This is a genomic window from Acidovorax sp. LjRoot74 (genome assembly GCF_964254355.1).
GTDB lineage: Bacteria > Pseudomonadota > Gammaproteobacteria > Burkholderiales > Burkholderiaceae_C > Acidovorax.
The window spans coordinates 2,872,898-2,894,423 of the sequence record NZ_CAXUTI020000001.1 but is presented as its reverse complement, the minus strand read 5'-3'; the positions used below and the strand labels follow the sequence as shown (position 1 = coordinate 2,894,423).

15 protein-coding genes are annotated in these 21,526 nt (G+C 68.1%); 8 read left to right on the top strand and 7 right to left on the bottom strand.

The window, feature by feature from the left end; translation table 11 throughout:
- Window positions 1–179 precede the first annotated feature (179 nt).
- The 4 genes from ACSQ3O_RS13585 to ACSQ3O_RS13570 all read left to right on the top strand — a co-directional run bounded on the left by ACSQ3O_RS13585 (window position 180) and on the right by ACSQ3O_RS13570 (window position 4,611).
- Window positions 180–1,277 (top strand): PQQ-dependent sugar dehydrogenase, encoded by a 1,098-nt coding sequence (locus ACSQ3O_RS13585; RefSeq protein ID WP_436141125.1) that lies wholly within the window; start codon window positions 180–182, stop codon window positions 1,275–1,277.
- A 120-nt stretch (window positions 1,278–1,397) separates the two neighbouring features.
- A complete protein-coding gene (locus ACSQ3O_RS13580; RefSeq protein ID WP_436139262.1) occupies window positions 1,398–3,005 on the top strand; it encodes a thymidine phosphorylase family protein in 1,608 nt (535 codons plus the stop codon).
- Window positions 3,006–3,007: 2 nt separating this feature from the next.
- Complete coding sequence (locus ACSQ3O_RS13575; protein ID WP_436139261.1) at window positions 3,008–3,919, top strand: ribose-phosphate diphosphokinase; 912 nt, start codon at window positions 3,008–3,010, stop codon at window positions 3,917–3,919.
- An 89-nt stretch (window positions 3,920–4,008) separates the two neighbouring features.
- Window positions 4,009–4,611 carry an isochorismatase family protein gene (locus ACSQ3O_RS13570; protein ID WP_137745505.1) on the top strand — a complete coding sequence of 201 codons (603 nt, stop codon included), beginning with the start codon at window positions 4,009–4,011 and terminating at the stop codon, window positions 4,609–4,611.
- 141 nt (window positions 4,612–4,752) lie between these two features.
- Here ACSQ3O_RS13570 and ACSQ3O_RS13565 read toward each other — a convergent pair whose 3' ends face one another.
- From ACSQ3O_RS13565 to ACSQ3O_RS13555, 3 genes are read right to left on the bottom strand one after another with little or no spacing between them, the layout of a single operon-like run.
- Window positions 4,753–5,679, bottom strand: a complete 927-nt coding sequence (locus tag ACSQ3O_RS13565) for a Fe-Mn family superoxide dismutase (protein WP_436139260.1) — start codon at window positions 5,677–5,679, stop codon at window positions 4,753–4,755.
- 44 nt (window positions 5,680–5,723) lie between these two features.
- The gene (gene chrA, locus ACSQ3O_RS13560; protein ID WP_436139259.1) at window positions 5,724–7,100 is read right to left on the bottom strand and encodes a chromate efflux transporter; all 1,377 of its coding nucleotides are present in this window, start codon (window positions 7,098–7,100) and stop codon (window positions 5,724–5,726) included.
- The gene (locus ACSQ3O_RS13555; protein WP_436139258.1) at window positions 7,097–8,065 is read right to left on the bottom strand and encodes a chromate resistance protein ChrB domain-containing protein; all 969 of its coding nucleotides are present in this window, start codon (window positions 8,063–8,065) and stop codon (window positions 7,097–7,099) included. Before ACSQ3O_RS13555 ends, chrA begins: the two co-directional genes overlap by 4 nt.
- 301 nt (window positions 8,066–8,366) lie before the next feature.
- Here ACSQ3O_RS13555 and ACSQ3O_RS13550 point away from each other — a divergent pair, with 301 nt between their 5' ends.
- Complete coding sequence (locus tag ACSQ3O_RS13550) at window positions 8,367–10,268, top strand: propionate--CoA ligase (protein WP_436139257.1); 1,902 nt, start codon at window positions 8,367–8,369, stop codon at window positions 10,266–10,268.
- A gap of 254 nt (window positions 10,269–10,522) precedes the next feature.
- Here ACSQ3O_RS13550 and ACSQ3O_RS13545 read toward each other — a convergent pair whose 3' ends face one another.
- From ACSQ3O_RS13545 to ACSQ3O_RS13530, 4 genes are all read right to left on the bottom strand, one after another.
- Complete coding sequence (locus ACSQ3O_RS13545) at window positions 10,523–14,359, bottom strand: EAL domain-containing protein (RefSeq protein WP_436139256.1); 3,837 nt, start codon at window positions 14,357–14,359, stop codon at window positions 10,523–10,525.
- A gap of 175 nt (window positions 14,360–14,534) precedes the next feature.
- Window positions 14,535–15,461 carry a DMT family transporter gene (locus tag ACSQ3O_RS13540; RefSeq protein ID WP_436139255.1) on the bottom strand — a complete coding sequence of 309 codons (927 nt, stop codon included), beginning with the start codon at window positions 15,459–15,461 and terminating at the stop codon, window positions 14,535–14,537.
- The gene (locus ACSQ3O_RS13535) at window positions 15,458–16,030 is read right to left on the bottom strand and encodes a methylated-DNA--[protein]-cysteine S-methyltransferase (protein ID WP_436139254.1); all 573 of its coding nucleotides are present in this window, start codon (window positions 16,028–16,030) and stop codon (window positions 15,458–15,460) included. The genes ACSQ3O_RS13540 and ACSQ3O_RS13535 overlap by 4 nt, the downstream gene beginning before the upstream one ends.
- An 81-nt stretch (window positions 16,031–16,111) precedes the next feature.
- Window positions 16,112–17,662: a DNA-3-methyladenine glycosylase 2 family protein gene (locus ACSQ3O_RS13530; protein WP_436139253.1), complete on the bottom strand. Its 1,551-nt coding sequence runs from the start codon at window positions 17,660–17,662 to the stop codon at window positions 16,112–16,114.
- Between the two features lie 160 nt (window positions 17,663–17,822).
- Here ACSQ3O_RS13530 and ACSQ3O_RS13525 point away from each other — a divergent pair, with 160 nt between their 5' ends.
- The 3 genes from ACSQ3O_RS13525 to ACSQ3O_RS13515 are packed head-to-tail and all read left to right on the top strand — an operon-like array spanning window position 17,823 to window position 21,441.
- Window positions 17,823–19,211 carry a phosphomannomutase/phosphoglucomutase gene (locus tag ACSQ3O_RS13525; RefSeq protein ID WP_436139252.1) on the top strand — a complete coding sequence of 463 codons (1,389 nt, stop codon included), beginning with the start codon at window positions 17,823–17,825 and terminating at the stop codon, window positions 19,209–19,211.
- Window positions 19,212–19,261: 50 nt separating this feature from the next.
- A complete protein-coding gene (locus tag ACSQ3O_RS13520) occupies window positions 19,262–20,059 on the top strand; it encodes a carbon-nitrogen hydrolase family protein (protein WP_436139251.1) in 798 nt (265 codons plus the stop codon).
- Window positions 20,056–21,441: a 3-deoxy-D-manno-octulosonic acid transferase gene (locus ACSQ3O_RS13515; RefSeq protein WP_436139250.1), complete on the top strand. Its 1,386-nt coding sequence runs from the start codon at window positions 20,056–20,058 to the stop codon at window positions 21,439–21,441. Before ACSQ3O_RS13520 ends, ACSQ3O_RS13515 begins: the two co-directional genes overlap by 4 nt.
- Window positions 21,442–21,526 lie beyond the last annotated feature (85 nt).

Below are 21,526 nucleotides of genomic sequence, written 5' to 3'. Positions count from 1 at the left end.
TCAACTAAATGGAAATGGCCAGGCGCGTGGGCCGTAGCGCGGTGCCCCGGCGGAGCTGTTTCGCAGCGCGGACCCGGTCTTGGTGCACCCTTGGCAAGCCCCCTGGGGTGGAGGTACTTTTTGCGATGAATTTCATGAAAAAATGGGCCTTTGCGCGCATCAGCAAAGCCAAAGCAGCTATGTTTTTGATAGCTTTTGGCTGCGTGGCCAGCAGCAGTGCCCAAAACACCGGGCGAGCCGTCTCGCTGGTGCCCGTGGCCACGGGGCTTGCAAGCCCCTGGGCGCTGGCCTTTTTGCCGGATGGGCAGTTTCTGGTCACCGAACGCCCGGGCCGCATGCGGGTGGTGAGCGCCACCGGCCAGGTGGGTCCGGCCCTGGCGGGGGTGCCCCCGGTGGCCGCTGGTGGGCAGGGCGGGCTGCTGGACGTGGTGACGGATGCCGACTTTGCGCGCAACCGCCGCATCTATTTCTGCTTTTCAGAACCCACAGCCAGCGGTGCAGGCAACAGCACCGCCGTGGCGCGGGCCACCCTGGCGGCCGATGCGCGCAGCCTGCAGGACGTGCGCGTGCTTTTCAGCCAGCGGCCCAAGGTCGAAAGTGCGCTGCATTTTGGCTGCCGCATCGCCCAGGCGCCGGACGGCAACCTGTTTGTGGCCCTGGGCGAGCGCTACCAGCGCAAGGACGATGCACAAAAGCTGGACAACCACCACGGCAAGGTCATCCGCATCACGCCCGACGGCGCCGTGCCACCCGGGAACCCTTTTACCGGTCAGACCGGCGCCTTGCCCGAGATATGGAGCTACGGCCACCGCAACCCGCAGGGCGCCACGATCGGCCCCGATGGCAAGCTATGGATGCACGAACATGGCCCCCAGGGCGGGGATGAGATCAACCTGCCCCAGCCCGGACGCAACTACGGCTGGCCCGTCATCACCTACGGCGAAAACTACGGCGGCGGCAAGATGGGGGAGGGCACGGCCCGCGCGGGCATGGAACAGCCGCTGCACCACTGGACGCCGTCCATCGCGCCGTCGGGCATGGCGTTTTTGACCAGCACCCGCTACGGCGCTGCCTGGCAGGGCAGCCTGTTTGTGGGTTCGCTCAAATTTGGCACCCTGCACCGGCTGGAGGTGGCGGGCGGCAAGGTGTTGCGCGAGGAAAAACTGCTCCAAGGCAATGGCGAGCGCATCCGCGATGTGCGCCAGGGGCCGGATGGCCTTCTCTATATGGTGACTGACAGCCCCCAAGGGCGCCTGCTGCGACTTCAGCCCGACTGAAGGTGAGTGCGGAGCGGCTTGACCCAGGTCATGCCACCCCCAGTTTCTGCCCGGCAAAGCTTCTGGCGCGGGGTGTTCACTAGGTGCTGGCAAGCGCTTTGGGATTAGGCTGGCGCCATCATGCATGCCGAGCCTTCTTCTCCCGCCCCTGGGTCTGCGCCCGTGTCTGCCTTGGCCGACACGCCAACCCGTTCCCAGCTGGCCCTGCGCCGCGTGGCCATAGACACCTGGCGCGAGAACGTGGCGTACCTCCACCGCGACTGTGCCGTGTACCGGGCCGAGGGTTTCCAGGCCCTGTCCAAGATCGAGGTGCGCGCCAACGGCCGCCGCATCCTGGCCACGGTCAACGTGGTGGACGACCCGGCCATCGTGGGGTGCCAGGAGCTGGGCCTGTCGGAAGACGCGTTTGCCCAGCTGGGCGTGGACAACGGCCACACCGTGTCGGTGGCCCAGGCCGAGCCGCCCGAATCGATGGGCGCGCTGTTCCGCAAGATCGCCAGCGAGCGCCTCACGCGCGAGGACTTTGGCGCCATCGTGCGCGACATTGCCGACCACCGGTATTCCAAGATCGAACTCACTGCCTTTGTGGTGGCCTGCCACCGCAGCGAGCTGGACCGGGAAGAGGTTTTCTTTTTGACCGACGCCATGGTGGCTAGCGGCAGGCGCCTGGACTGGCACGAGCCGCTGGTGGTGGACAAGCACTGCATCGGCGGCATCCCTGGCAACCGCACCACCATGCTGGTGGTGCCCATCGTGGCGGCGCACGGCATGCTGTGCCCCAAGACCTCGTCACGCGCCATCACCTCGCCTGCGGGCACGGCCGACACCATGGAGGTGCTGGCCAAGGTGGAGCTGCCGCTGGAGCAGCTTGCCGACATCGTGCGCGACTACCGGGGCTGCCTGGCCTGGGGCGGCACGGCCAACCTGTCGCCCGCCGACGATGTGCTGATCTCGGTGGAGCGGCCGCTGTCCATCGACTCGGCCGGGCAGATGGTGGCGTCCATCCTGTCCAAAAAGGTGGCCGCAGGGGCCACGCACCTGGTGCTCGACATTCCCATCGGCCCCACGGCCAAGGTGCGCTCCATGCCCGACGCGCAGCGCCTGCGCCGCCTGTTTGAATACGTGGCGCGGCGCATGGGCCTGTCGCTGGACGTGGTCATCACCGACGGCCGCCAGCCCGTGGGGCAGGGCGTGGGCCCGGTGCTGGAGGCCCGCGATGTGATGCGCGTGCTGCAAAACGACCCGCGCGCGCCCGACGACCTGCGGCAAAAGGCGCTGCGCCTGGCCGGGCGCCTGATTGAATGTGACCCCGATGTGCGCGGCGGCGACGGCTACGCGATTGCGCGTGACATCCTCGACTCCGGTCGGGCGCTGGCGCGCATGAACGCCATCATCGCCGCCCAGGGCGCCACAGGGTTTGACCACAACCACCCGGCGCTGGGTGCGCTGACGCTCGACGTGGTGGCACCCGCCAGCGGGGTGGTGGCCGGCATCGACAACTACCAGATCGCCCGCGTGGCGCGCCTGGCCGGCGCCCCCAAGGTGCCTGGCGCCGGCGTGGACCTGATGCACAAGCTGGGCGACACCGTGGCCGCCGGCGACCTGCTGTACCGCGTGCACGCCAGCTACCCAGCCGACCTGGAGTTTGCGCGCCACGCGTGCGAACGCGACAGCGGCTACCGCCTGGGCACGGCCGACGAGGTGCCGCGCGTGTTTGTGGAGTTCTGACCATGGCGTTGCCAGAAGCCGCTTGTGTGCTGTATTTCGACGACGAAGCCGCGCCTGCGCTGCGCCTGGCACAGGCTGCGGGCCTAACGGCCAGTGCCATTGAGCGCCACCGCTTCCCCGACGGCGAACTCAAGCTGCGCCTTCCCGTGGATGCCTCAGGCCAGTTGCCCCGCCAAGCCGTACTGCTGCGCAGCTTGTACCAGCCCAACGAAAAACTGGTGGAGCTGCTGCTGGCCGCCCGCACTGCCCGCAGCCTGGGTGTTCAGCACCTCACACTGGTGGCGCCGTACCTGGCCTATATGCGGCAGGACATCGCATTCCACCCCGGCGAGGCCGTGAGCCAGCAGGTGGTGGGCGGGTTTCTGGCCGGGCTGTTCGATGCAGTCATCACCGTGGACCCGCACCTGCACCGCATCGAGCGGCTGGAGCAGGCCATCCCCGTGCCGCAGGCTTTGGTGCTCAGTGGCGCGGAGCCGCTGGCCGACCTGATCGCCCAGCGCCGCCCCCAGGCCTTGCTGGTGGGGCCCGACGGCGAATCTGCCCAGTGGATCGCCCAGGCCGCCGCGCGCCATGGCTTTGACCATGCCGTCTGCACCAAGGTGCGCCATGGTGACCGGCAGGTGGTCATCGAGCTTCCCCCCCTCAACGCCCAAGGCCGGGCCGTGGTGCTGCTGGACGACATGGCCAGCACCGGCCGCACGCTGGCGCTGGCCGCCCGGCTGCTGCTGCAGGCGGGCTCCGCCTCGGTGGATGTGGCCGTGACGCATGCGCTGTTTGCGGGCGATGCGCTGCAGGCGCTGCACGATGCCGGGGTGGGGGAGGTCTGGAGCACGGACTGCATTCCGCACCCGAGCAACGCGGTGGCCATGGCTGGGCCGCTGGCGGTGGCGCTGCGGTCGGTCCTGGCTGCATAACCTGCGCCGCCGGGCTGCGACAATGCGCCATTCCCCCGCGCCCCGTTCCGGCCAGCGCATTCCAGAACACGCACACGATCGAACACACCATGCTGCTTGACGCCACCGAATCCCAACTCGTCCTGGTCGATTACCAGGAGCGCCTGATGCCCGCCATCCACGAAGGCCCCGCCGTGCTGGCCAACGCCCGCCGCCTGGCCGAGATCGCGCGCATGCTGGACGTGCCCGTGTGGGGCACCGAGCAAAACCCCTCGCGCCTGGGCGCCAACGACGCCGCGCTGCGCGCCCTGTGCCAGAAGACCCTGGCCAAGATGCACTTCAGCGCTGCCGAAGAAGGCCTGGGCGAATGGCTGCGCCCCCCGGCCAAGCCCCAGGGCGGAAATGCGCGCAGCCTGCCCAAACACCTGCAAAAGCCCGCCCAGCAGGCGCCCGAGCGCGGCACCATCGTCATCGCCGGGTGCGAGGCCCATGTCTGCCTGCTGCAAACCGCGCTGGACCTGATCGACGACGAGTTTGAAGTGTGGGTGGTGACCGACGCCTGCGGCTCGCGCACCGAGCGCAACCGCGACGCCGCCTTCGACCGCCTGGCTGGCGCAGGCGCCGAGCTGGTGACCACCGAGATGGTGGCGTTTGAATGGCTGGGCAGCTGCGAGCACCCGGCGTTCAAGGATGTGCTTGGACTGATCAAGTAAAAGATTTGGGTCTTTTTGGCCTCTTCCGCCTGCCCATCAAGCGCTTATAGCTATTGAAGTAATAGCAAATCAAACTGGAGGCGGTGAGGGAGCCGTGTCGCTGAAACCCCACCGGCGGCACGGTTCGTCGCCGCCTTCGATTCACCCCACCCGCAGCGCCTCTGTCTTTGCACACACGGCGTTGCCGGAGGCGGTCCAGCCGTCCATGCCGCCTTGCAGGAAGCGCGCATTGAAGCCCGCTGCGCGCAAGCGCAACGCGGTCGAGCGGCCGACTTCGTGGCCATAGACGCAATACACGACCACGTCTTCGCTGGTAGATAGCTCCGAAGCCCATGTTTCGATGGTGGCGGGGTCGCGCCAGCGGGCGTTCGGGATGGTGGTGGTGGCCGCCTCGTACACACCGGCGCGGCGCACATCAATCAGTTGTGCTGCCGCTTGCGCGTCCTGGATCGACGCTTGCAGCCCTTCGCTTGCGGCGTGTACTGCATGCTTGTAACGCTCGTAGACGGCGGCCCAGTGGATGTTTGCCATGAACGCATCCACATAGGCCCCCGCTGCTGCGCCGTGGTCCAGGTGGTAGGCGTGCTCGTACATGTCCAGCGCGAGGATGGGCACACCTCCTGCCGCAACCTGGGTGTGATCGCTGGCCCATTGGTTGACGAGCGTGCCCTCGCGCGGCTGGAACACCAGCAGCACCCACCCGGAGCCTCCGCCCAGCGCCTTGCCCATGGCGACAAATTCCTCACGCCACCGCTCCACGCTGCCAAAGTTGGCCGCCAGCGCCAGCTGCATGGCGGGTGTGGGCGCCGCGCCCTGGCCGCCCAGACTGCCAAAGTACAGCTCGTGCAGCAGCATCGAATTGCCTGCAATCAGTTCCTCGCGCTTGAGGCCATTGAGCGCAAAGCCCGGCGCCGAGGCATAGGCCAGTTCGGCAAGCTGCGCCCGGATGGCGTTGAGCCGTGCCACCGCGCCGCCATAGTTGTTCTGGTGGTGGCTGCGCAGCAGCTTTTCAGACAGGCCGGGCAGCGTGGCCGGGTCAAAAGGCAGGGCTTGGGCGCGTGCTTGCATGGGGAGGCTCCCTAGAGGTGAGTGATAAGTGGATGACAAGTGGCTCAGGCCAGCCAAGGTCGAAGGAAAGTCACCGCCAGCCCCACGGCCCCGCACAGGGCCAGCAGCGGCATGACCCCCAGCTTGAAGCGGAACAGCGCCGCCAGTGCGCCCACGGCGATCACGGCCGACACGGCATCAAAAGCGCCGCCAAAGCCCTTGGGCCAGAGCAGGTGGTAGGCAAAAAACAGCGCCAGGTTCAGGATCACACCCACCACGGCGGCGGTGATGGCCGACAGCGGGGCGGTGAAACCAAGCTTGCCGTGTGTGGACTCCACCAGCGGACCGCCTGCCAGGATGAAGATAAACGAGGGCAAAAAGGTCACAAAGGTCACGACCGTGGCAGCGGCTGCGGCGCCTGCAAAGAGGGCGTCCGGCCCCCACACCTGCTGCAGCCAGCCACCCACAAAACCCACAAACGCCACCACCATGATCAGCGGGCCAGGGGTGGTCTCGCCCAGGGCCAGGCCGTCGATCATCTGCGGGCCGCTGAGCCACTGGTAGTGCTCCACCGCGCCCTGGTACACATAGGGCAGCACCGCATAGGCGCCGCCAAAGGTGAGGAGCGCAGCCTTGGTAAAGAACCAGCCCATCTGCGTGAGCGTGCCCTGCCAGCCCTGGGTGGCCACCAGCACGGCCATGGCTGCCAGCCACAGCGCCAGCCCCGCCGCCAGCACCTTGGTCAGGTGGCTGCGAGAGAAGCGGGCATGGGCGGGCGTGGGGGTGTCGTCATCGATCAGCGCGGGGCCGTAGCCCTTGTTACCGTCGGCATGGCCGCCACCCAGCGCAAACACGGCGGGCCAGCGGCGCGCGCCAAAGTAGCCCACCAGCCCGGCGGCCAGCACGATGGCCGGGAAGGGCGCATCGAACGCGAAGATGGCCACAAACGATGCGGCGGCGATGCCCCACATCCAGCCGTTCTTGAGGGCCCGGGTGCCAATGCGGTGCGCTGCATGCAGCACCAGCGCCGTCACCGCAGGTTTGATGCCGTAGAAGATGCCAGCCACCACAGGCACATCGCCAAACCGCACATACACCCACGACAGCCCGATCAGGATGAACAGCGAGGGCAGCACAAACAGCGCCCCGGCCACGATGCCGCCCCAGGTGCGGTGCATGAGCCAGCCGATGTAGGTGGCCAGCTGCTGGGCCTCGGGTCCGGGCAGCAGCATGCAGTAGTTGAGGGCGTGCAGAAAGCGCTTTTCACTGATCCAGCGGCGGCGCTCCACCAGCTCGGCATGCATGATCGCGATCTGGCCCGCTGGCCCGCCAAAGCTGATGAACCCGAGCTTGAGCCAGAACAGGAAGGCCTCGCCAAAGCTCGCGGGAGCGGGGCGCTCCAGCGCGGTAGGCGCGTCAGCAGGGGAGGTGTGGGTGGTCATGGGGCAGTGCCAGGCACGGTCGATGAAGCGCTGGGGGAGGAGGGCGGCACGGCATACAGGGCGTCAAACACCTGTGCGGCGGCCTGGGCCAGGGCGTCGTCGCCCGCATGCACTTCACGCAGGCCGGCCAGCACGGCTTCCAGCCCGGCGGCCTCGGGCACGGGCATGCCGCCCGCGTCCAGGTAATGCACGGCGCGGGCCAGGCGCTGAAGGCGGGGATCGGCTTCGAACCCGAAGCTGGCGATCAGCACCTCAAAGGTCACCAGCGCCCCTACATGGGTGAACCGGGCGCCGTCAAAGTCAAAGCCCAGCACGTCGGCGGGAGCTGAGGCCGGATCGGCCAGCCACACAAAAGCGGCCCCCGGGTCGATGAAGCGGCGGATCAGCCATGCGCAGGCCAGGCGGTCCACCCAGGGCCGGGCGCGGGTCGCCCAGCGCTGGTTCTGAAACCGGGCCTTGTCCATGCGCGGGATGCCATGGGCGGGCAGGGCGGTGGGCTCCCCGCGTGAGAAGCGGGCGTCCAGCGCCTGCCGCAGGCTGTCCAGGTCGGCGTTGGCCTGTGCGGCGGCGGCGCCGGGGTAATAGTCGATGCGATGCAGCGCCTGCAGCGCATCGGCAATGCTGCGCAGGCGGCGGCGGGCTTCGGTGTCGGTGAGCTGAGGCAGCTCAGCCTGCAGGGCGGTGGCTGTGTCGCGCCACTGGGTGAAGGCCTCGGTGCGGTCGAACAGCGCTTCAATCTCCTGGCGTTGTGTGTTGTCGTTGGCGCTCAGGGTCAGCAGCATGGCCGTACCGCCATGCTCCCGCACCTCCGCAGCAATCGGTGCCATCAGGCCCGCATGTTCTTCAGGCAGCAGATAGGCGCCGTCACGCAGGGCGGCGCAGCCCAGTGCCTTGAGATTGCGCCACACACGCAGCCGCACGGCGTTGGGCTGCGTGGGCAGCGTCATGATGAGGGTGGACCACATGGTTGAAGTATATGCTTTGATTGGTGAAATACTTATTTCTAATTTTGATGTTGTTATAGCCAAAGAATACTTGCACGCGAGGTGCTCCAAGGTCTACAAGGCGAAGGAGGGAAGGGCGTGGAGCGCCTGCATACGCAGCGGGGGTACAAGGATGACATTGCCCGCAGCAGGGGCAGGACTTGATCACGCACGGTGCAGTCAGCGCCACCACGTCAGTTTGCCGCAAGCCCGTTATGAATAATTATGAATTCAAAACCTGCTGTCCTGGCAGGGCGAGAGAGATGCCGAGGAGACCCCCACAATGACCGCACACAGCACCTACGCCGACTTCTACCGCCAGTCCATCGACCACCGCGACAGCTTCTGGAGCGAGCAGGCAAAGCTGATCGACTGGAAGACGCCGCCCCAGCAGGTGTGCGACTACAGCAATCCACCGTTTGCCAAATGGTTTGTGGACGGCACCACCAACCTGTGCCACAACGCGGTAGACCGGCACCTGGCCACGCGCGCCAGCCAGGCGGCGCTGGTGGCGATCTCTACCGAAACCGACACCGAGCGCAGCTACAGCTTTGCCGAGCTGCATGCCGAGGTGCAGCGCATGGCAGCCGTGCTGTTGTCGCTGGGCGTGAAGAAGGGCGACCGCGTGCTCATCTACATGCCCATGATTGCCGAGGCAGCCTTTGCCATGCTGGCCTGCGTGCGCATTGGCGCGTTGCATTCGGTGGTGTTCGGGGGCTTTGCATCGGGCTCGCTGGCCTCGCGCATCGAAGACGCCGAGCCCGTGGCCGTGGTCAGTGCCGATGCCGGATCGCGCGGCGGCAAGGTGGTGCCGTACAAGCCGCTGCTGGACGAGGCCATTGCGCTGTCCAAACACAAGCCCGCCGCCGTGCTGATGGTGAACCGGGGCTTGGCCCCCATGCACCTGCAGGCTGGGCGCGACCACGAATGGGCTCCTTTGCGCGAGCAGCACCTGAACACCGTGGTGCCCTGCGAATGGGTCGAGTCCACCCACCCCAGCTACACGCTGTACACCAGCGGCACCACCGGCAAGCCCAAGGGCGTGCAGCGCGACACGGGCGGCTACACCGTGGCGCTGGCCGCGAGCATGAAGCACATCTTTAATGCCAAGGCGGGCAATGTGTACTTTGCAACCAGCGACATCGGCTGGGTGGTAGGCCACAGCTACATCGTCTATGGCCCGCTGATCGCAGGCATGACCACCATCATGTACGAAGGCCTGCCCACGCGGCCCGATGCGGGCGTGTGGTGGAGCATTGTCGAGAAGTACCAGGTCACGCATATGTTCTCAGCCCCCACCGCGGTGCGGGTGCTGAAAAAGCAGGACCCGGCCTACCTGGCCAAATACAACGTCAAAAGCCTCAAGGCCCTGTGGCTGGCGGGCGAGCCGCTGGACGAGCCCACCGCCCAGTGGATCAGCGACGCGCTGCAAGTGCCCATCATCGACAACTACTGGCAGACCGAAACCGGTTGGCCCATCCTGACTTTGGCCAATGGCGTGGAGCAGCAGACCACGCGCTTTGGCAGCCCGGGCAAAGCCATGTACGGATACGGCGTGAAGCTGATTGACGAGGCCACGGGCGAAGAGCTGACCGGCGCCAACCAGAAAGGTGTGGTCGCCATCGAAGGCCCGCTCCCCCCCGGCTGCATGCAGACCGTGTGGCGCGACGATGCGCGGTTTGTGAACACCTACTGGAAGAGCATCCCCGGCCGCCTCATCTACAGCACCTTCGACTGGGGCATCCGCGACGCGGACGGCTACCACTTCATCCTGGGCCGCACCGACGATGTGATCAACGTGGCCGGCCACCGCCTGGGCACACGCGAGATCGAAGAAAGCATTGCCTCGCACCCCAACATCGCCGAAGTGGCGGTGGTGGGCGTGGCCGACAGCCTGAAGGGGCAGGTCGCCATGGCATTTGCCGTGGCGCGCGATGCCTCGGGCCTGACCGACAATGCCGCGCGCCTCAAGCTCGAAGGCGAGGTGATGAAGCAGGTAGACAGCCAGTTGGGCGCCGTGGCCCGCCCGTCGCGTGTGTACTTTGTGACCGTGCTACCCAAGACCCGCAGCGGCAAGCTGCTGCGCCGCGCCCTGCAGGCCGTGGCCGAGCGGCGCGACCCGGGGGATCTGACGACGATGGAAGACCCGGCGGCGCTGCAGCAGGTGAAGGAGCTGGTGGGGTGAGATAGCCAGCGAGCCGGTTGCCGGGCTTGGCAGTCGTCAACAGCTATCAAAAGCATAGCTGCTTGCGCTCTATCGGTAAGCGCAAGCAGCTATTTTTCCTTATTAGCGACACACCTCAGACAAACCCCGTTCGCCCTGAACCCGTCGAAGGGCCGTCTCAGGAAGCGCCCTGGCTTCGACAGGTTCAGCCCGAACGGATGGAAGATGAGCAATCTGATGTGGGTAGCTAGTCAGGCTATTTCTTTTGGAAAGCCTCACACCGGCCGGCTCCGCTGCCACCCCGCAGGCGGCTGCCACCCCGGTGTCCAGCCGATGAAGTCCTCCAGCGGCATGGGCCGGGCGATGCAGTAGCCCTGGGCCTGGGTGCAGCCCAGTTGCAGCAGCATCTGGCCTTGTTCGACGGTTTCCACACCTTCGGCGATCACGCGGTAGCCGAAGGAACGGGCCAGGCCGATCACGCCCTGCACGATGGCCAGGTCGCCGGGGTCGCCCATCATGCCGTGCACAAAACTCTGGTCGATCTTGAGCGTGTCCATGGGCAGGCGGCGCAAGTAGGTGAGGGACGAGTAGCCCGTGCCAAAGTCGTCCAGCGACACGGTCACGCCCATGGCGCGCAGCTCGGTCAGGGTGGCGGCCACGGCCGACAGGTCATACAGCGCGGCGCTTTCGGTGATCTCGATCTCGACCAGGTGCGTGGGCACCTTGGGGTGGCGCGCCAGGCATTGGGCCATCCAGGGGGCAAAGCCGGGCTGCTGCAGGTGCTGGGCGGCGATGTTGATGCTCAGCGGCATGGGCAGGCCCCGCTCCTGCAGCTGCTCCAGCACCGTGAGCGCGGCCTCGGCTACCCATTCGCCAAAACCGATCTCCAGCTCGGTGCCCTGCAGCAGCGGCAGGAACTCGCCCGGCGGCACCAGGCCACGCTCAGGGTGCTGCCAGCGTGAGAGCACTTCGGCGCCCACCACGGTGCCGCTGCGCATGTCCACTTTGGGCTGCAGGTACAGGGTGAACTGGGCGTCGGCCAGCGCGTCGCGCAGGTGGCGGCCCTGGGCACGGCGCAACTGCATGGCGCGCTCCTGGGCGGCGTCGAACTGGTGAAACCGGTTGCGCCCGGCCTGTTTGGCGGCGTACATGGCTTGGTCGGCGTGGCGCAGCAGGGTGTCGGCATCGGCGTCGTCCTGCGGGAACACGGTGTAGCCGATGCTGGCCGTGACGACCACACGCTCGGCGTCCAGGGTGTAGGGGGACGAGACGCTTTCCATCACGCGTTCGAGCAGGCGTTCGCAGTCGCGGACCGAGTCCAGCCCGGGCATGAGGATCACAAACTCGTCGCCTCCCAGGCGGGCCACGCAGTCCAGCCCGCGCAGCGCCCGCGTGAGGCGGCCCGCCACCACCACCAGCAGGCGGTCGCCCGCGCCATGGCCCAGGCGGTCGTTCACGGGCTTGAAGCCGTCCAGGTCGAGGTAGGCCACGCCCAGCTGGGTGCCGTTCTCACGGGCCAGCTCCATGTTTTCCTGCAGCTTGCGCGCCAGCAGCACGCGGTTGGGCAGGCCGGTGAGGGCGTCGAACAGGGCCAGCCGCTGCAGCATGACCTCCTGCTCGCGCTGGGGGGTGACATCGATGGCCACGCCCAGCATGCGCGCCGGGTTGCCGTGGCTGTCAAACCCGACGATCTTGCCCAGATTGCGTACCCAGCGGGTGGCTTCACCCGGCGGGTTGACGCGCCAGGTAGCGTCAAACGGGGTACCGGGGTGGGTGGTGTGGCGCGCCAGTTCGGTGTTGATGCGCTCGATGTCGTCGGCGGCGACGGCGTTGGCCCACTGCACCGACAGCGGGACGTGGCCAGAAGACTCCAGGCCCCGCATGGCGCGCCAGCGGCTGTCGCCCGTGACCTGGCCGGTCTGCAGGTTCCAGTCCCACCGCCCCAGCGATGCGGCCGAGAAGGTGAGCGAAAGCAGTTCTTCCCGCTCGCGCACCTGTTCTTCCTCCCGTTTGCGGTCGGTGATGTCGTGCACCGAGAACAGCCAGCAGGGCTCGCCATCAAATTCGGTGGCCCGCATCGACTGCAGCACAGTGCGGGGCGGGCCGCCGCGCACATTCAGCGTCATTTCGTGGTCGCTGATCTGGCCGCTGGCGTCTGCCTGGCCGATGAGGCGCTGGCGCTCTTCGGCCGTGAAGATGCCCAGCTCGATCCCGGTGCGGCCAATGGCTTCGTTGCGCGGGATGCCCAGCATCTCGACCCAGGCGGGGTTGATGTCCACATACTGGCCGTTGCTGCGCCGGGACAGGCCCATGGGGTAGGGCATGAGGTGGAAGATGCGCGAAAAGCGTTCCTCGGACTGGCGCAGGCGCTGTTCGGCGCGCTTGGCCTCGTCGATGTCCTGCATCACGCCGCGCACGCGCACCACCCGGCCGTTCTCGATCACGGGCTCGCCCCGGGCACGCATCCACAGCAGGTGGCCATCGGCGTGATAGACCTCCATCTCCATGCTCCACGCGGTGCGCAAACGGATGCTCTGGCGGAATTTCTCGCGCAGGGCCTCGCGGTACTGCGGGGCCACGTGGCGGTCGATGTAGTCGCTGGGCGGTGGCTGGCTGGGGTCCAGGCCATGGATGTCAAAACACACCTCCGACCAGTACACCAGACCCTTGCCGCGCTCGTCCTCCCAGGCACCCAGGCGGGCCAGGCGGCCAGCCTGCTGCAGCTGGTTGTTCAGCGCCCGAAGTTCGTCGCTGGTGCGTTGGGCTTCGGTCATGTCATGGAAAACGAAAACAAAGCAGTTTTCGCCATCTACAAGCACGGAGCGTGCCGACATCAGGCCGGGGATGCGCACCCCGTTGCTCTGCGCCACCAGCGGCAGGCGGTCCACTTTGCCGTCGCGCTTGAAGGCGTCGATGAGTCGCTTGCGCTCCTGGTCGCTGGCCCAGATCTGCAGCTCGGTCGAGGTGCGCCCGATCACCTCCTCGCGCGGGCGGCCCAGCACTTCGCAGAAGGCCGGGTTGATGTCCACATAGCGGCCGTCCGAGATGCGCGAGATGCCTGCCGGGTCCGGCAGCGTCTGGTAGAAGGTGGTGTACTTGGCTTCGGAGGAGCGCAGCGCGTCTTCCACCTCGCGGTGGGCGGTGATGTCCACATCCATGCCGATCATCGCCGTGGGGCGGCCCTGCGCATCGCGGCGCGACACCGTGCCCCGTGACATCAGCCAGCGCCAGCGGCCTTCCGTGTCCCGCACGCGGAACTCGGCTTCGTAGCTTTCCTCCAGCCCGTCCATGGCCCGCGTCAACCGCGCGGCATTGCGCTCGGCTTCGGCCGGGTGGCGCCGGGCATACCAGCGCTGCCACAGGTCTGGTGCGTCGGCATCGGCCTGGGTGATGCCATAGGCCTCATAGAAATGGCCATCGCAGCGGAAGCGGCGCTCCAGCACATCCCATTCCCAATGCCCGCCGCCCAGCGAATCGAGCGCCAGGCGCAGTTGCTGCTCGCGCTCTGCCAGCGTGCGGTGGGCCTGCTCCAGCGCCACCACCGACTGCGCCCTGCCCACCAGCAGCTGCCGCCCCGTGCCCAGGATGAGCATGCCCGCGCCGTGGTACCAGGGCAGCTGCCGCAGCCAGTCGATGGGCGCACCGGGCACGGGCGCAGCGCCTGTGGCCACCAGGCACAGCGTGACCACAGGCGGCAGGGTGACGGCCATGCCCGTGATGGCCAGCCAGGGGTTGGTGCCGGGCCGGGCATCCAGCCTGCGCCACAGTGCGCCCAGCGCAGCCGCTGCGACCAGCGTGGCAAGGCCAGCCAACCAGGCGGCGTCTTCGCTCAGGACCATGGCCAGCAACGCCAGGGCGGCCGTGATGGCCGCTGCAACCGGGCCGAAGTACAAGGCCATGAAGGCGGTGGCCGTGGGGTAGGCCACGACTCCCAGCTCGGGCGCGTTCAGGTTCAGCACGACCAGCACCAGGGCCGACACCACGCCGCCGGTCACGCCGGTCAGCACCTGGGTGCGGCGCGAAGGGTGCAGGATTTCGGTCGGCCGCAGGTGCGCCAGCACCAGCACCAGCAGGAGCAGCAGTCCGCCAGCCAGCAGCGCGTTATGGGCCATGGTGGAAGGCCCGTGTGGAATAGAAAGATAAAGAGTGGCAGCGGCTAGCGCAGGCCCCCGGGCATGTGCTCAACCCTCCGGGCAGGGCGCACAGGCACGCCCCTGACCCGGTGTCTCGCCACGGCACAGCCGTGGGGTATGAGCATGAACCCGGCGCAAAAACCATGCACCGAGTTTAGGCGCGTTCGGCAGTGCTGGCAGAGACGGCGCGCCCCCTGATAAGCCCGGTTGACAACATCGTGCCGCACACGATTACGAGGGCGCAGCCCAGCATCCAGGACGTGATGCTTTCGCCCAGGAACAGCGCGCCATACAGCACCGCAAACACCGGCGTGATGAAGGTCACGGCCAGGGCCCGGCTGGGGCCTGCGCTGGCGATGAGGCGGAAGTACAGGATGTACGCAATGCCCGTGCACATGACGGCGATCGCCACGATGGCGCCCCAGGCGCGCAGACCGGGCATCTGCGCGGGCCACAGCCACAGCGTGGGCAGCGCCAGGCCCAGCGCCGCACCCACCTGGCTGCCGGTGGCCGTGGCCAGCGGCGGGATGCCCGTCAGGTAGCGCCGTGCGAAACTGGCCGATATGCCATAAAAGCCCGACGCCACCAGGCAGGCAACAATCGCCCAATGGGCCGCATCGGTCTTGAAGCCGGTGCCCGCAGGCGCGCGCCAGGCCAGCAGGGCCACGCCCCCAAAACCCAGGGCCAGGCCCACCCAGCGCAGCCGGTTGATGCGGTCGCCCAACCACAGCCAGGCCACCAGTGCGCCAAACAGTGGCACTGTGGCGTTCAGGATGGAGGCCAGCCCGGTCTGGATGTGCAAGACGGCCCAACCGAACAGGGCGAAGGGGATGGCGGAGTTGATGATGCCCGCCAGCATGATGGGGCGCCAGTGCTGGCGAAGCGCCGGGTAGTGGCCCTGGCGCAGCATGATCGGCCACAGAAAGACGGCAGCCAGCCCCACGCGCAGGCCCACCATGGGCAGGGGCCCGAATTCCGAGGCGCCCATGCGCATGAACAGGAACGATGCCCCCCACAGCGCAGCCAGCAGGATGAACTCCGCGATCCAGCTGGAGACGGGCTGTTGGCCGGATGGGGTCATGGAGTGCCTTTCATTGTTGCCTGGCCTGGGGTGTGGGGGAGAAGGGATGGCTGTTCCGCTGCCAGCGCATTTTCCAGCGTCAGCAAGACGGCTTTGCGGTCGAGCCCGCCAGCGTAGCCGGTCAGGCTGCCGTCGGCGCCCAGCACGCGGTGGCAGGGCACGACCACGGAGAGCGGGTTGCGCCCCACGGCGGCGCCCACGGCCCGCACGGCGCGGGGGCGGCCCAGCTGCTGGCTGATGTCGCCATAGGTGCGCGTGGCGCCCCGGCCAATCGCCAGCAGGGCCTGCCAGACCTCTTGCTGGAACGGCGTGCCGCCCGACAGGTCCAGCGGCAGATCGAAGTCCTCGCGTTCGCCGCGCAGGTACTGCTGCAACTGGAGGGTGGCGGCCTGTAGCAGCGGGTGGCCGTCCGCCTCGGCCCAGGCGGCGCTGCCGTGCAGGCGCTGGCTGGGCTCGTGGCGTTGGCCTTCAAACCAGATGCCGCACAGGCCGGTGGGCGACGCGGCCAGGCGCACGGGGCCGAGGGCCGTGTCCGCGCGGGCTTGCACGGTGTGGGGGTGGTAGTGCATGGAGAATCTTCAGGTGTTATGAATGAAAACAGGGCTTTGCACGCGATGGGTAAGCGCTGGCAGCTATTATTTTGATAGTAATTAAGTCAACGCCGCCCAGGCGCGCAGCACGGCGTAGCTGCGCCAGGGGCGCCACGGTTCGGACGCTTCGGCAGCGGCGCGGGCCGGGTTCTTCTGGCCCTGAACACCCAGCGCCTTGTGCAGCGCCACGTCCCCGGCCGGGAAGGCATCCGGCCAGCGCAGCACGCGCATGGCGATGTACTGCGCTGTCCAGTCGCCAATGCCGGGCAGCTCACACAGCGCGGCCGTGGTGCGCGCCACATCGGCGCCTGCGTGCAGGGCCAGCGCGCCGCTGTCCACCGCCCGGGCCAGCGCCACGATGGCAGCCTGGCGCTGGCGCACGATGCCCAGCTGGCCCAGGGTGTCGCCGTCGGCCGTGGCCAGCGTGGCGGCGGTGGGGAACAGGCGGCCCAGCTCCGGCCATGGAGTGGCGATGGGCTCGCCCAGCCGTTCCACCAGCCGCTGGCCCAGGGTGCGCGCAGCGGCCACGGTGATCTGCTGGCCCAGCACGGCACGCACGGCCAGCTCAAAGCCATCGAAGGCGCCGGGCACCCGCAGGCCATCGCCATCCGGGAAGGCGCTGCGCAGCACGGCGTTGATGGCGGCCGGATCGGCGTCCAGGTCCAGCATGGCGCGCACGCGGCGAATCACCAGCGGCAGCACGGGGTAGAGGCTGTCGCTGGTCTGCAGCAGCACCTGGTGGCGCGCCACGTCAAAGCGCGCACTGAACCAGCCGATGGTTTCCTGACCCAGGCCGGTGCAGGCAGCGGGCAGGCGCACGGTGCGCCTCAGCGTAGCCTCGTGTGGCAGCACCCATTCCACGCCATGGAACTGCCGCCGCTCGAAAAACGCCAGCAGCGCGGGCACGTCAAACGGTGGCCGCCAGGCCAGGCGCAGCGCGGTGCCGCTGCCTTCGGGCGCACCGGCTGGCGTGGGTGCCGCGCCGCTGCGCCGCAACTGGGTGGGGTTGAGCCCGTAGTGCCCCGCAAACGCCGCATTGAAGCGCCGCACACTGGCAAAACCGCTGGCCAGCGCCACCTGGGTGACGGGCATGCGGGTGTCGGTGAGCAGCTGCTTGGCCGTGAGCAGGCGGCGGGTCTGCAGGTATTGCAGGGGCGATACGCCCAGGGCCGCCTCGAAGATACGCCGCAGGTGCCGGTCGCTCACGCCCAGGCGCTCGGCCAGCCGGGCGACGGTGGCGCTGCCTTCGCCCGGCGCCGAGGGGGCGGGCCAGAGGTCGGGCGCATCGAGCAGGCGCACGGCCTGCTGCACCAGGATGCTGCTCGCATCCTGCACCGACCACACCAGGGCCTGGGGCGCCAGCTCAGGCCGACAGCGCAGGCAGGGGCGAAAGCCCGCGTGCTCCGCCTGCGCTGCCAGGGCGAAGAAGCGGCAGTTCTCGCGCCGGGGCGCTCGCACGGCGCAGACGGGGCGGCAGTAGATGCCGGTGGAGGTCACGCCGGTGAAGAAATGACCGTCAAAACGCGCGTCCCGGGCCAGCACGGCCAGGTAGCGGCCCTCGTCCGAGGGGGCGTAGGCATCGGCGGCAGAGGGCAGGGGGGTGGAAGTCATGGGCCCGATCATAGGGAGCGGTGGCGCCTGCACTGGCCGTTTTCGGACATGTGCCTGCAAGCGCTGCGGGCATCGGGCCGGGCAGGGGGGCCGCCTACAATGCAGCCGGCTCTTCAAGCCAATGCCGCCCCTCGCAACCCCTCGCTAAAGGTCTCTCGACGTGCAACCGACGCCCGCCATTTTCAAAGCCTACGACATCCGTGGCATCGTGCCCTCCACATTGAATGAAGAAGTCGCCCTGGGCCTGGGCCGGGCCTTTGGCACCGCCGCACGCGCCGAGGGGCAGACCAGCGTGGCCGTGGGGCGCGACGGGCGCCTGTCGGGCCCCGCCATGTCGGCGGCGCTGATCCAGGGCCTGGTCGAGGCGGGCATCGAGGTCATCGACGTGGGCCTGGTCACCACGCCGCTTCTGTACTTTGCGGCCAGCACGCTATGCAACAGCGGCATCCAGGTCACGGGCAGCCACAACCCCCGGGACTACAACGGCTTCAAGATGGTGCTGAACGGCCGTGCCATCTACGGCGAAGAGATCCAGGGCCTGCGCCGCACCATGGAGCGGGAAAGCTGGCAGCTGGCACCGGGTGGGTCCGTGCGCCATGTGGATGTGCTGCCCACCTACCGCGAGCGCATCGTGGGCGACGTGAAGCTGGCCCGCCCGATGAAGATCGTGGTGGACTGCGGCAACGGCATTGCGGGTGCCTCGGCCCCGGCCATCTTCCGGGCGCTGGGTTGCGAGGTGATTGAACTCTTCTCGGAGGTGGACGGCAACTTCCCCAACCACCATCCCGACCCCAGCAAGCCCGAAAACCTGCGCGACCTGATCGAGGCCCTGAAGGCCAGCGATGCCGAGCTGGGCTTGGCGTTTGACGGTGATGGCGACCGTCTGGGCATCGTTACCAAGGACGGCGCCAACATCTTCCCCGACCGCCAGATGATGCTATTCGCCCAGGACGTGCTCTCGCGCGTGCCCGGCGGCGAGATCATCTTCGACGTGAAATGCACCCAGCGCCTGGCGCCCGCCGTGGCGGCTGCAGGCGGCGTGCCGGTGATGTTCAAGACAGGCCACTCGCTCATCAAGGCGCGCATGAAGGAGACAAACTCCCCATTGGGCGGCGAGATGAGCGGCCATATCTTCTTCAAGGAGCGTTGGTACGGCTTTGACGACGGCACCTATGCGGGCTGCCGCCTGCTGGAGATCCTGAGCAAGTCTCAAGACCCAAGCGCCGTGCTCAATGCGCTGCCCACCAGCTTCTCCACCCCCGAGCTGAACGTGGCCTGCGCCGAAGGCGAACCCCACCGCCTCACCGCCGAGTTGCAGGCGCTGGCCGCAGGCCAGTTTGCGGCGCCCGCCACGGTGAGCACCATCGACGGCCTCCGCGTGGACTGGCCCGACGGCTTTGGCCTGATACGCGCCAGCAACACCACCCCCGTGCTGGTGCTGCGCTTTGAAGGCCACACCCCCGAGGCGCTGGCCCGCATCGAGGCCGCCATGCTGGCGCTGCTGCACAAGGTCAAGCCCGATGCCCATGTGGGTGCGGCCAGCCACTGAGCGTCTTTTGATAACCCCATATTCACCACCTTCCTGACCGAGCTGCCCGCGTGAACAACCCTTCTGTGTCCACCCCCCTGCGCATTGCCGCCGCACAGTCGCCTTCCGCCCCCGGGGACGTGGCGCGCAATGTGTTGACCCACCTGGCCTTTGTGCGGGTGGCGGCCGCCGAGGGCGTGCAGGTGCTGCTGTTCCCCGAGTTGTCGCTCACGGGCTACGAGCCCGCAGTGCTGGCCGCCAATGTGCTGGACGCCGACCATTCGGCACTGGCGCCGCTGCGCCAGGCCGCGCGCGACCAGGGCATGGCCATCGTGGTGGGCGGGCCCGCCGCGCCGGTACAGCCCGGCGCCTTGCCCGCGATTGGCGCCTGGGTGCTGGCGCCCGATGGCAGCGTGGCGCTGTACCGCAAGCACCATCTGCATGCCAGCGAAGAACGTTTTGCCAGCGCAGGCACCGACGACGCACAGGTGCACCTGCTGGCGGGCGAGCCCACGGGCATGGCGGTCTGTGCCGACATCACCCACCCCGAACACGCCCGCGCGGCCCATGGTGCGGGTGCGGCGCTGTATGCGGCCGGGGCCTTGATCAGCCACCAGGGCTATGGCCCCGAATCCGCGCTGCTGCAAGGCTACGCACGGGACCACGCCATGGCGGTGCTGCTGGCCAACTACAGCGGGCCTTCGGGTGGTTATGTCAGTGCGGGCCGCAGTGCAATCTGGGAGCCTGGCGGTCGCTGCGTGGTCACGGCCGAGGGCGATGCACCTTGCATCGTCTGGGCAACCCGGGGCGACAGCGGCTGGAGCGGCGGCGTGGTGGCCGTGGATCTCCAGCACCTTGCCGTGGCATGACCCCCGCCCGCGCCCTGTATTCGATGGTGACCTGGGGCGCCCAGCCCCTGCTGCGCCGCAAGCTGCGCCGCCGCGCCAAGGTCGAGCCGGGATATGCCCATGCGGTGGGCGAACGGTTTGGCCGCTATCCCGCGCCCATCGACAGCCTGATGATGCACAGCAGCTCGGACCCGCTCGGCCGCTTTGTGTGGATCCATGCCGTCTCGCTGGGCGAAACGCGGGCCGCCGCCATCCTGCTGGCCGCACTGCGCGAGCAGCTACCGGGCATGCGGCTCTTGCTCACACACGGCACGGCCACAGGCCGGGCCGAGGGCGAAAAACTGCTGCTGCCCGGCGACCTGCAGGTGTGGCAACCCTGGGACACGCCCGGCGCTGTGGCCCGTTTTCTGCGCAAGTTCCGCCCGGCCATCGGCATCCTGATGGAGACCGAGGTCTGGCCCAACCTGGTGGCGGGCTGCCGCAAGCAGGGCGTGCCCCTGGTGCTGGCCAATGCCCGGCTCAACGCCCGGTCCTTGCGCAACGCACAGCGCCTGGCCATGCTGGCGCGCCCCGCCTACAGCAACCTGGCCGCCGTGTGGGCCCAGACCGAGGACGACGCTCAGCGGCTGCGTGCCATCGGCGCCAAGGTGAAAGGCGTGTTTGGCAACCTCAAGTTCGACGTGGTGCCCGATGCCCCCCAGCTAGCGCAGGGCCGCGACTGGCGCGCATTGGCCCCGCGCCCCGTGGTCATGCTGGCCAGCAGCCGCGAGGGGGAAGAGGCCCTGTGGCTCGAAAATTTGAAGAAAAAAACGGCCTCTGCGCGCGACCAGCATGCCCAAGCAGCTATCAATAGTGGAGCAAGCGGTGCGCAGCAGCCGCCCCGGCCTGGCGGCGCCGCCCTTGGCACGCAGGCCGTGCAGTGGCTCATCGTGCCGCGCCACCCCCAGCGGTTTGACGAAGTGCACCAGCTGTTGTTGCAGGCGGGCCTGAGCGTGTCGCGCCGCAGCACCTGGACGGGGGCGCCCGAGGCCGCCGACGTGTGGCTGGGCGACTCGCTGGGCGAAATGGCCCTGTACTACGGCCTGGCCCATGTAGCGATGTTGGGTGGCAGTTTTGCCCCGCTGGGCGGCCAGAACCTCATCGAGGCCGCCGCCTGCGGTTGCCCTGTGGTGCTAGGGCCCCACACCTTCAACTTTGCCGAAGCGGCCGAGCTGGCCTGCGCCGCAGGCGCAGCGCAGCGTGTGCCCGACATGGCCGCAGGCATCGCCCAAGCCATAGGCCTGGCGCTGGACCCAGCAGCCCACGCGGCGGCCAGCGAGCGGGCCAGCGGCTTCTCCACTGCGCACCGGGGCGCTGCGCAGGCCACGGCGCAGGCTGTGCTGAGCCTGGTGCAGCGCCAGTGAAGGTTTGGCCCCTTTAAACACGGGCCGCGCTTCATCCTCGTCATCGGCTTGCAATCGCTGGATTGCGGCCAACCCTTAAGCACAA

What these genes read in the sequence shown, in the direction of transcription:
- ACSQ3O_RS13585 (WP_436141125.1), top strand. Translation starts at nt 180, where the DNA reads ATGTTTTTGATAGCTTTTGGCTGCGTGGCCAGCAGCAGTGCCCAAAAC.
- ACSQ3O_RS13580 (WP_436139262.1), top strand. Translation starts at nt 1,398, where the DNA reads ATGCATGCCGAGCCTTCTTCTCCCGCCCCTGGGTCTGCGCCCGTGTCT.
- ACSQ3O_RS13575 (WP_436139261.1), top strand. Translation starts at nt 3,008, where the DNA reads ATGGCGTTGCCAGAAGCCGCTTGTGTGCTGTATTTCGACGACGAAGCC.
- ACSQ3O_RS13570 (WP_137745505.1), top strand. Translation starts at nt 4,009, where the DNA reads ATGCTGCTTGACGCCACCGAATCCCAACTCGTCCTGGTCGATTACCAG.
- ACSQ3O_RS13565 (WP_436139260.1), bottom strand. Translation starts at nt 5,679, where the DNA reads ATGCAAGCACGCGCCCAAGCCCTGCCTTTTGACCCGGCCACGCTGCCC.
- chrA (WP_436139259.1), bottom strand. Translation starts at nt 7,100, where the DNA reads ATGACCACCCACACCTCCCCTGCTGACGCGCCTACCGCGCTGGAGCGC.
- ACSQ3O_RS13555 (WP_436139258.1), bottom strand. Translation starts at nt 8,065, where the DNA reads ATGTGGTCCACCCTCATCATGACGCTGCCCACGCAGCCCAACGCCGTG.
- ACSQ3O_RS13550 (WP_436139257.1), top strand. Translation starts at nt 8,367, where the DNA reads ATGACCGCACACAGCACCTACGCCGACTTCTACCGCCAGTCCATCGAC.
- ACSQ3O_RS13545 (WP_436139256.1), bottom strand. Translation starts at nt 14,359, where the DNA reads ATGGCCCATAACGCGCTGCTGGCTGGCGGACTGCTGCTCCTGCTGGTG.
- ACSQ3O_RS13540 (WP_436139255.1), bottom strand. Translation starts at nt 15,461, where the DNA reads ATGACCCCATCCGGCCAACAGCCCGTCTCCAGCTGGATCGCGGAGTTC.
- ACSQ3O_RS13535 (WP_436139254.1), bottom strand. Translation starts at nt 16,030, where the DNA reads ATGCACTACCACCCCCACACCGTGCAAGCCCGCGCGGACACGGCCCTC.
- ACSQ3O_RS13530 (WP_436139253.1), bottom strand. Translation starts at nt 17,662, where the DNA reads ATGACTTCCACCCCCCTGCCCTCTGCCGCCGATGCCTACGCCCCCTCG.
- ACSQ3O_RS13515 (WP_436139250.1), top strand. Translation starts at nt 20,056, where the DNA reads ATGACCCCCGCCCGCGCCCTGTATTCGATGGTGACCTGGGGCGCCCAG.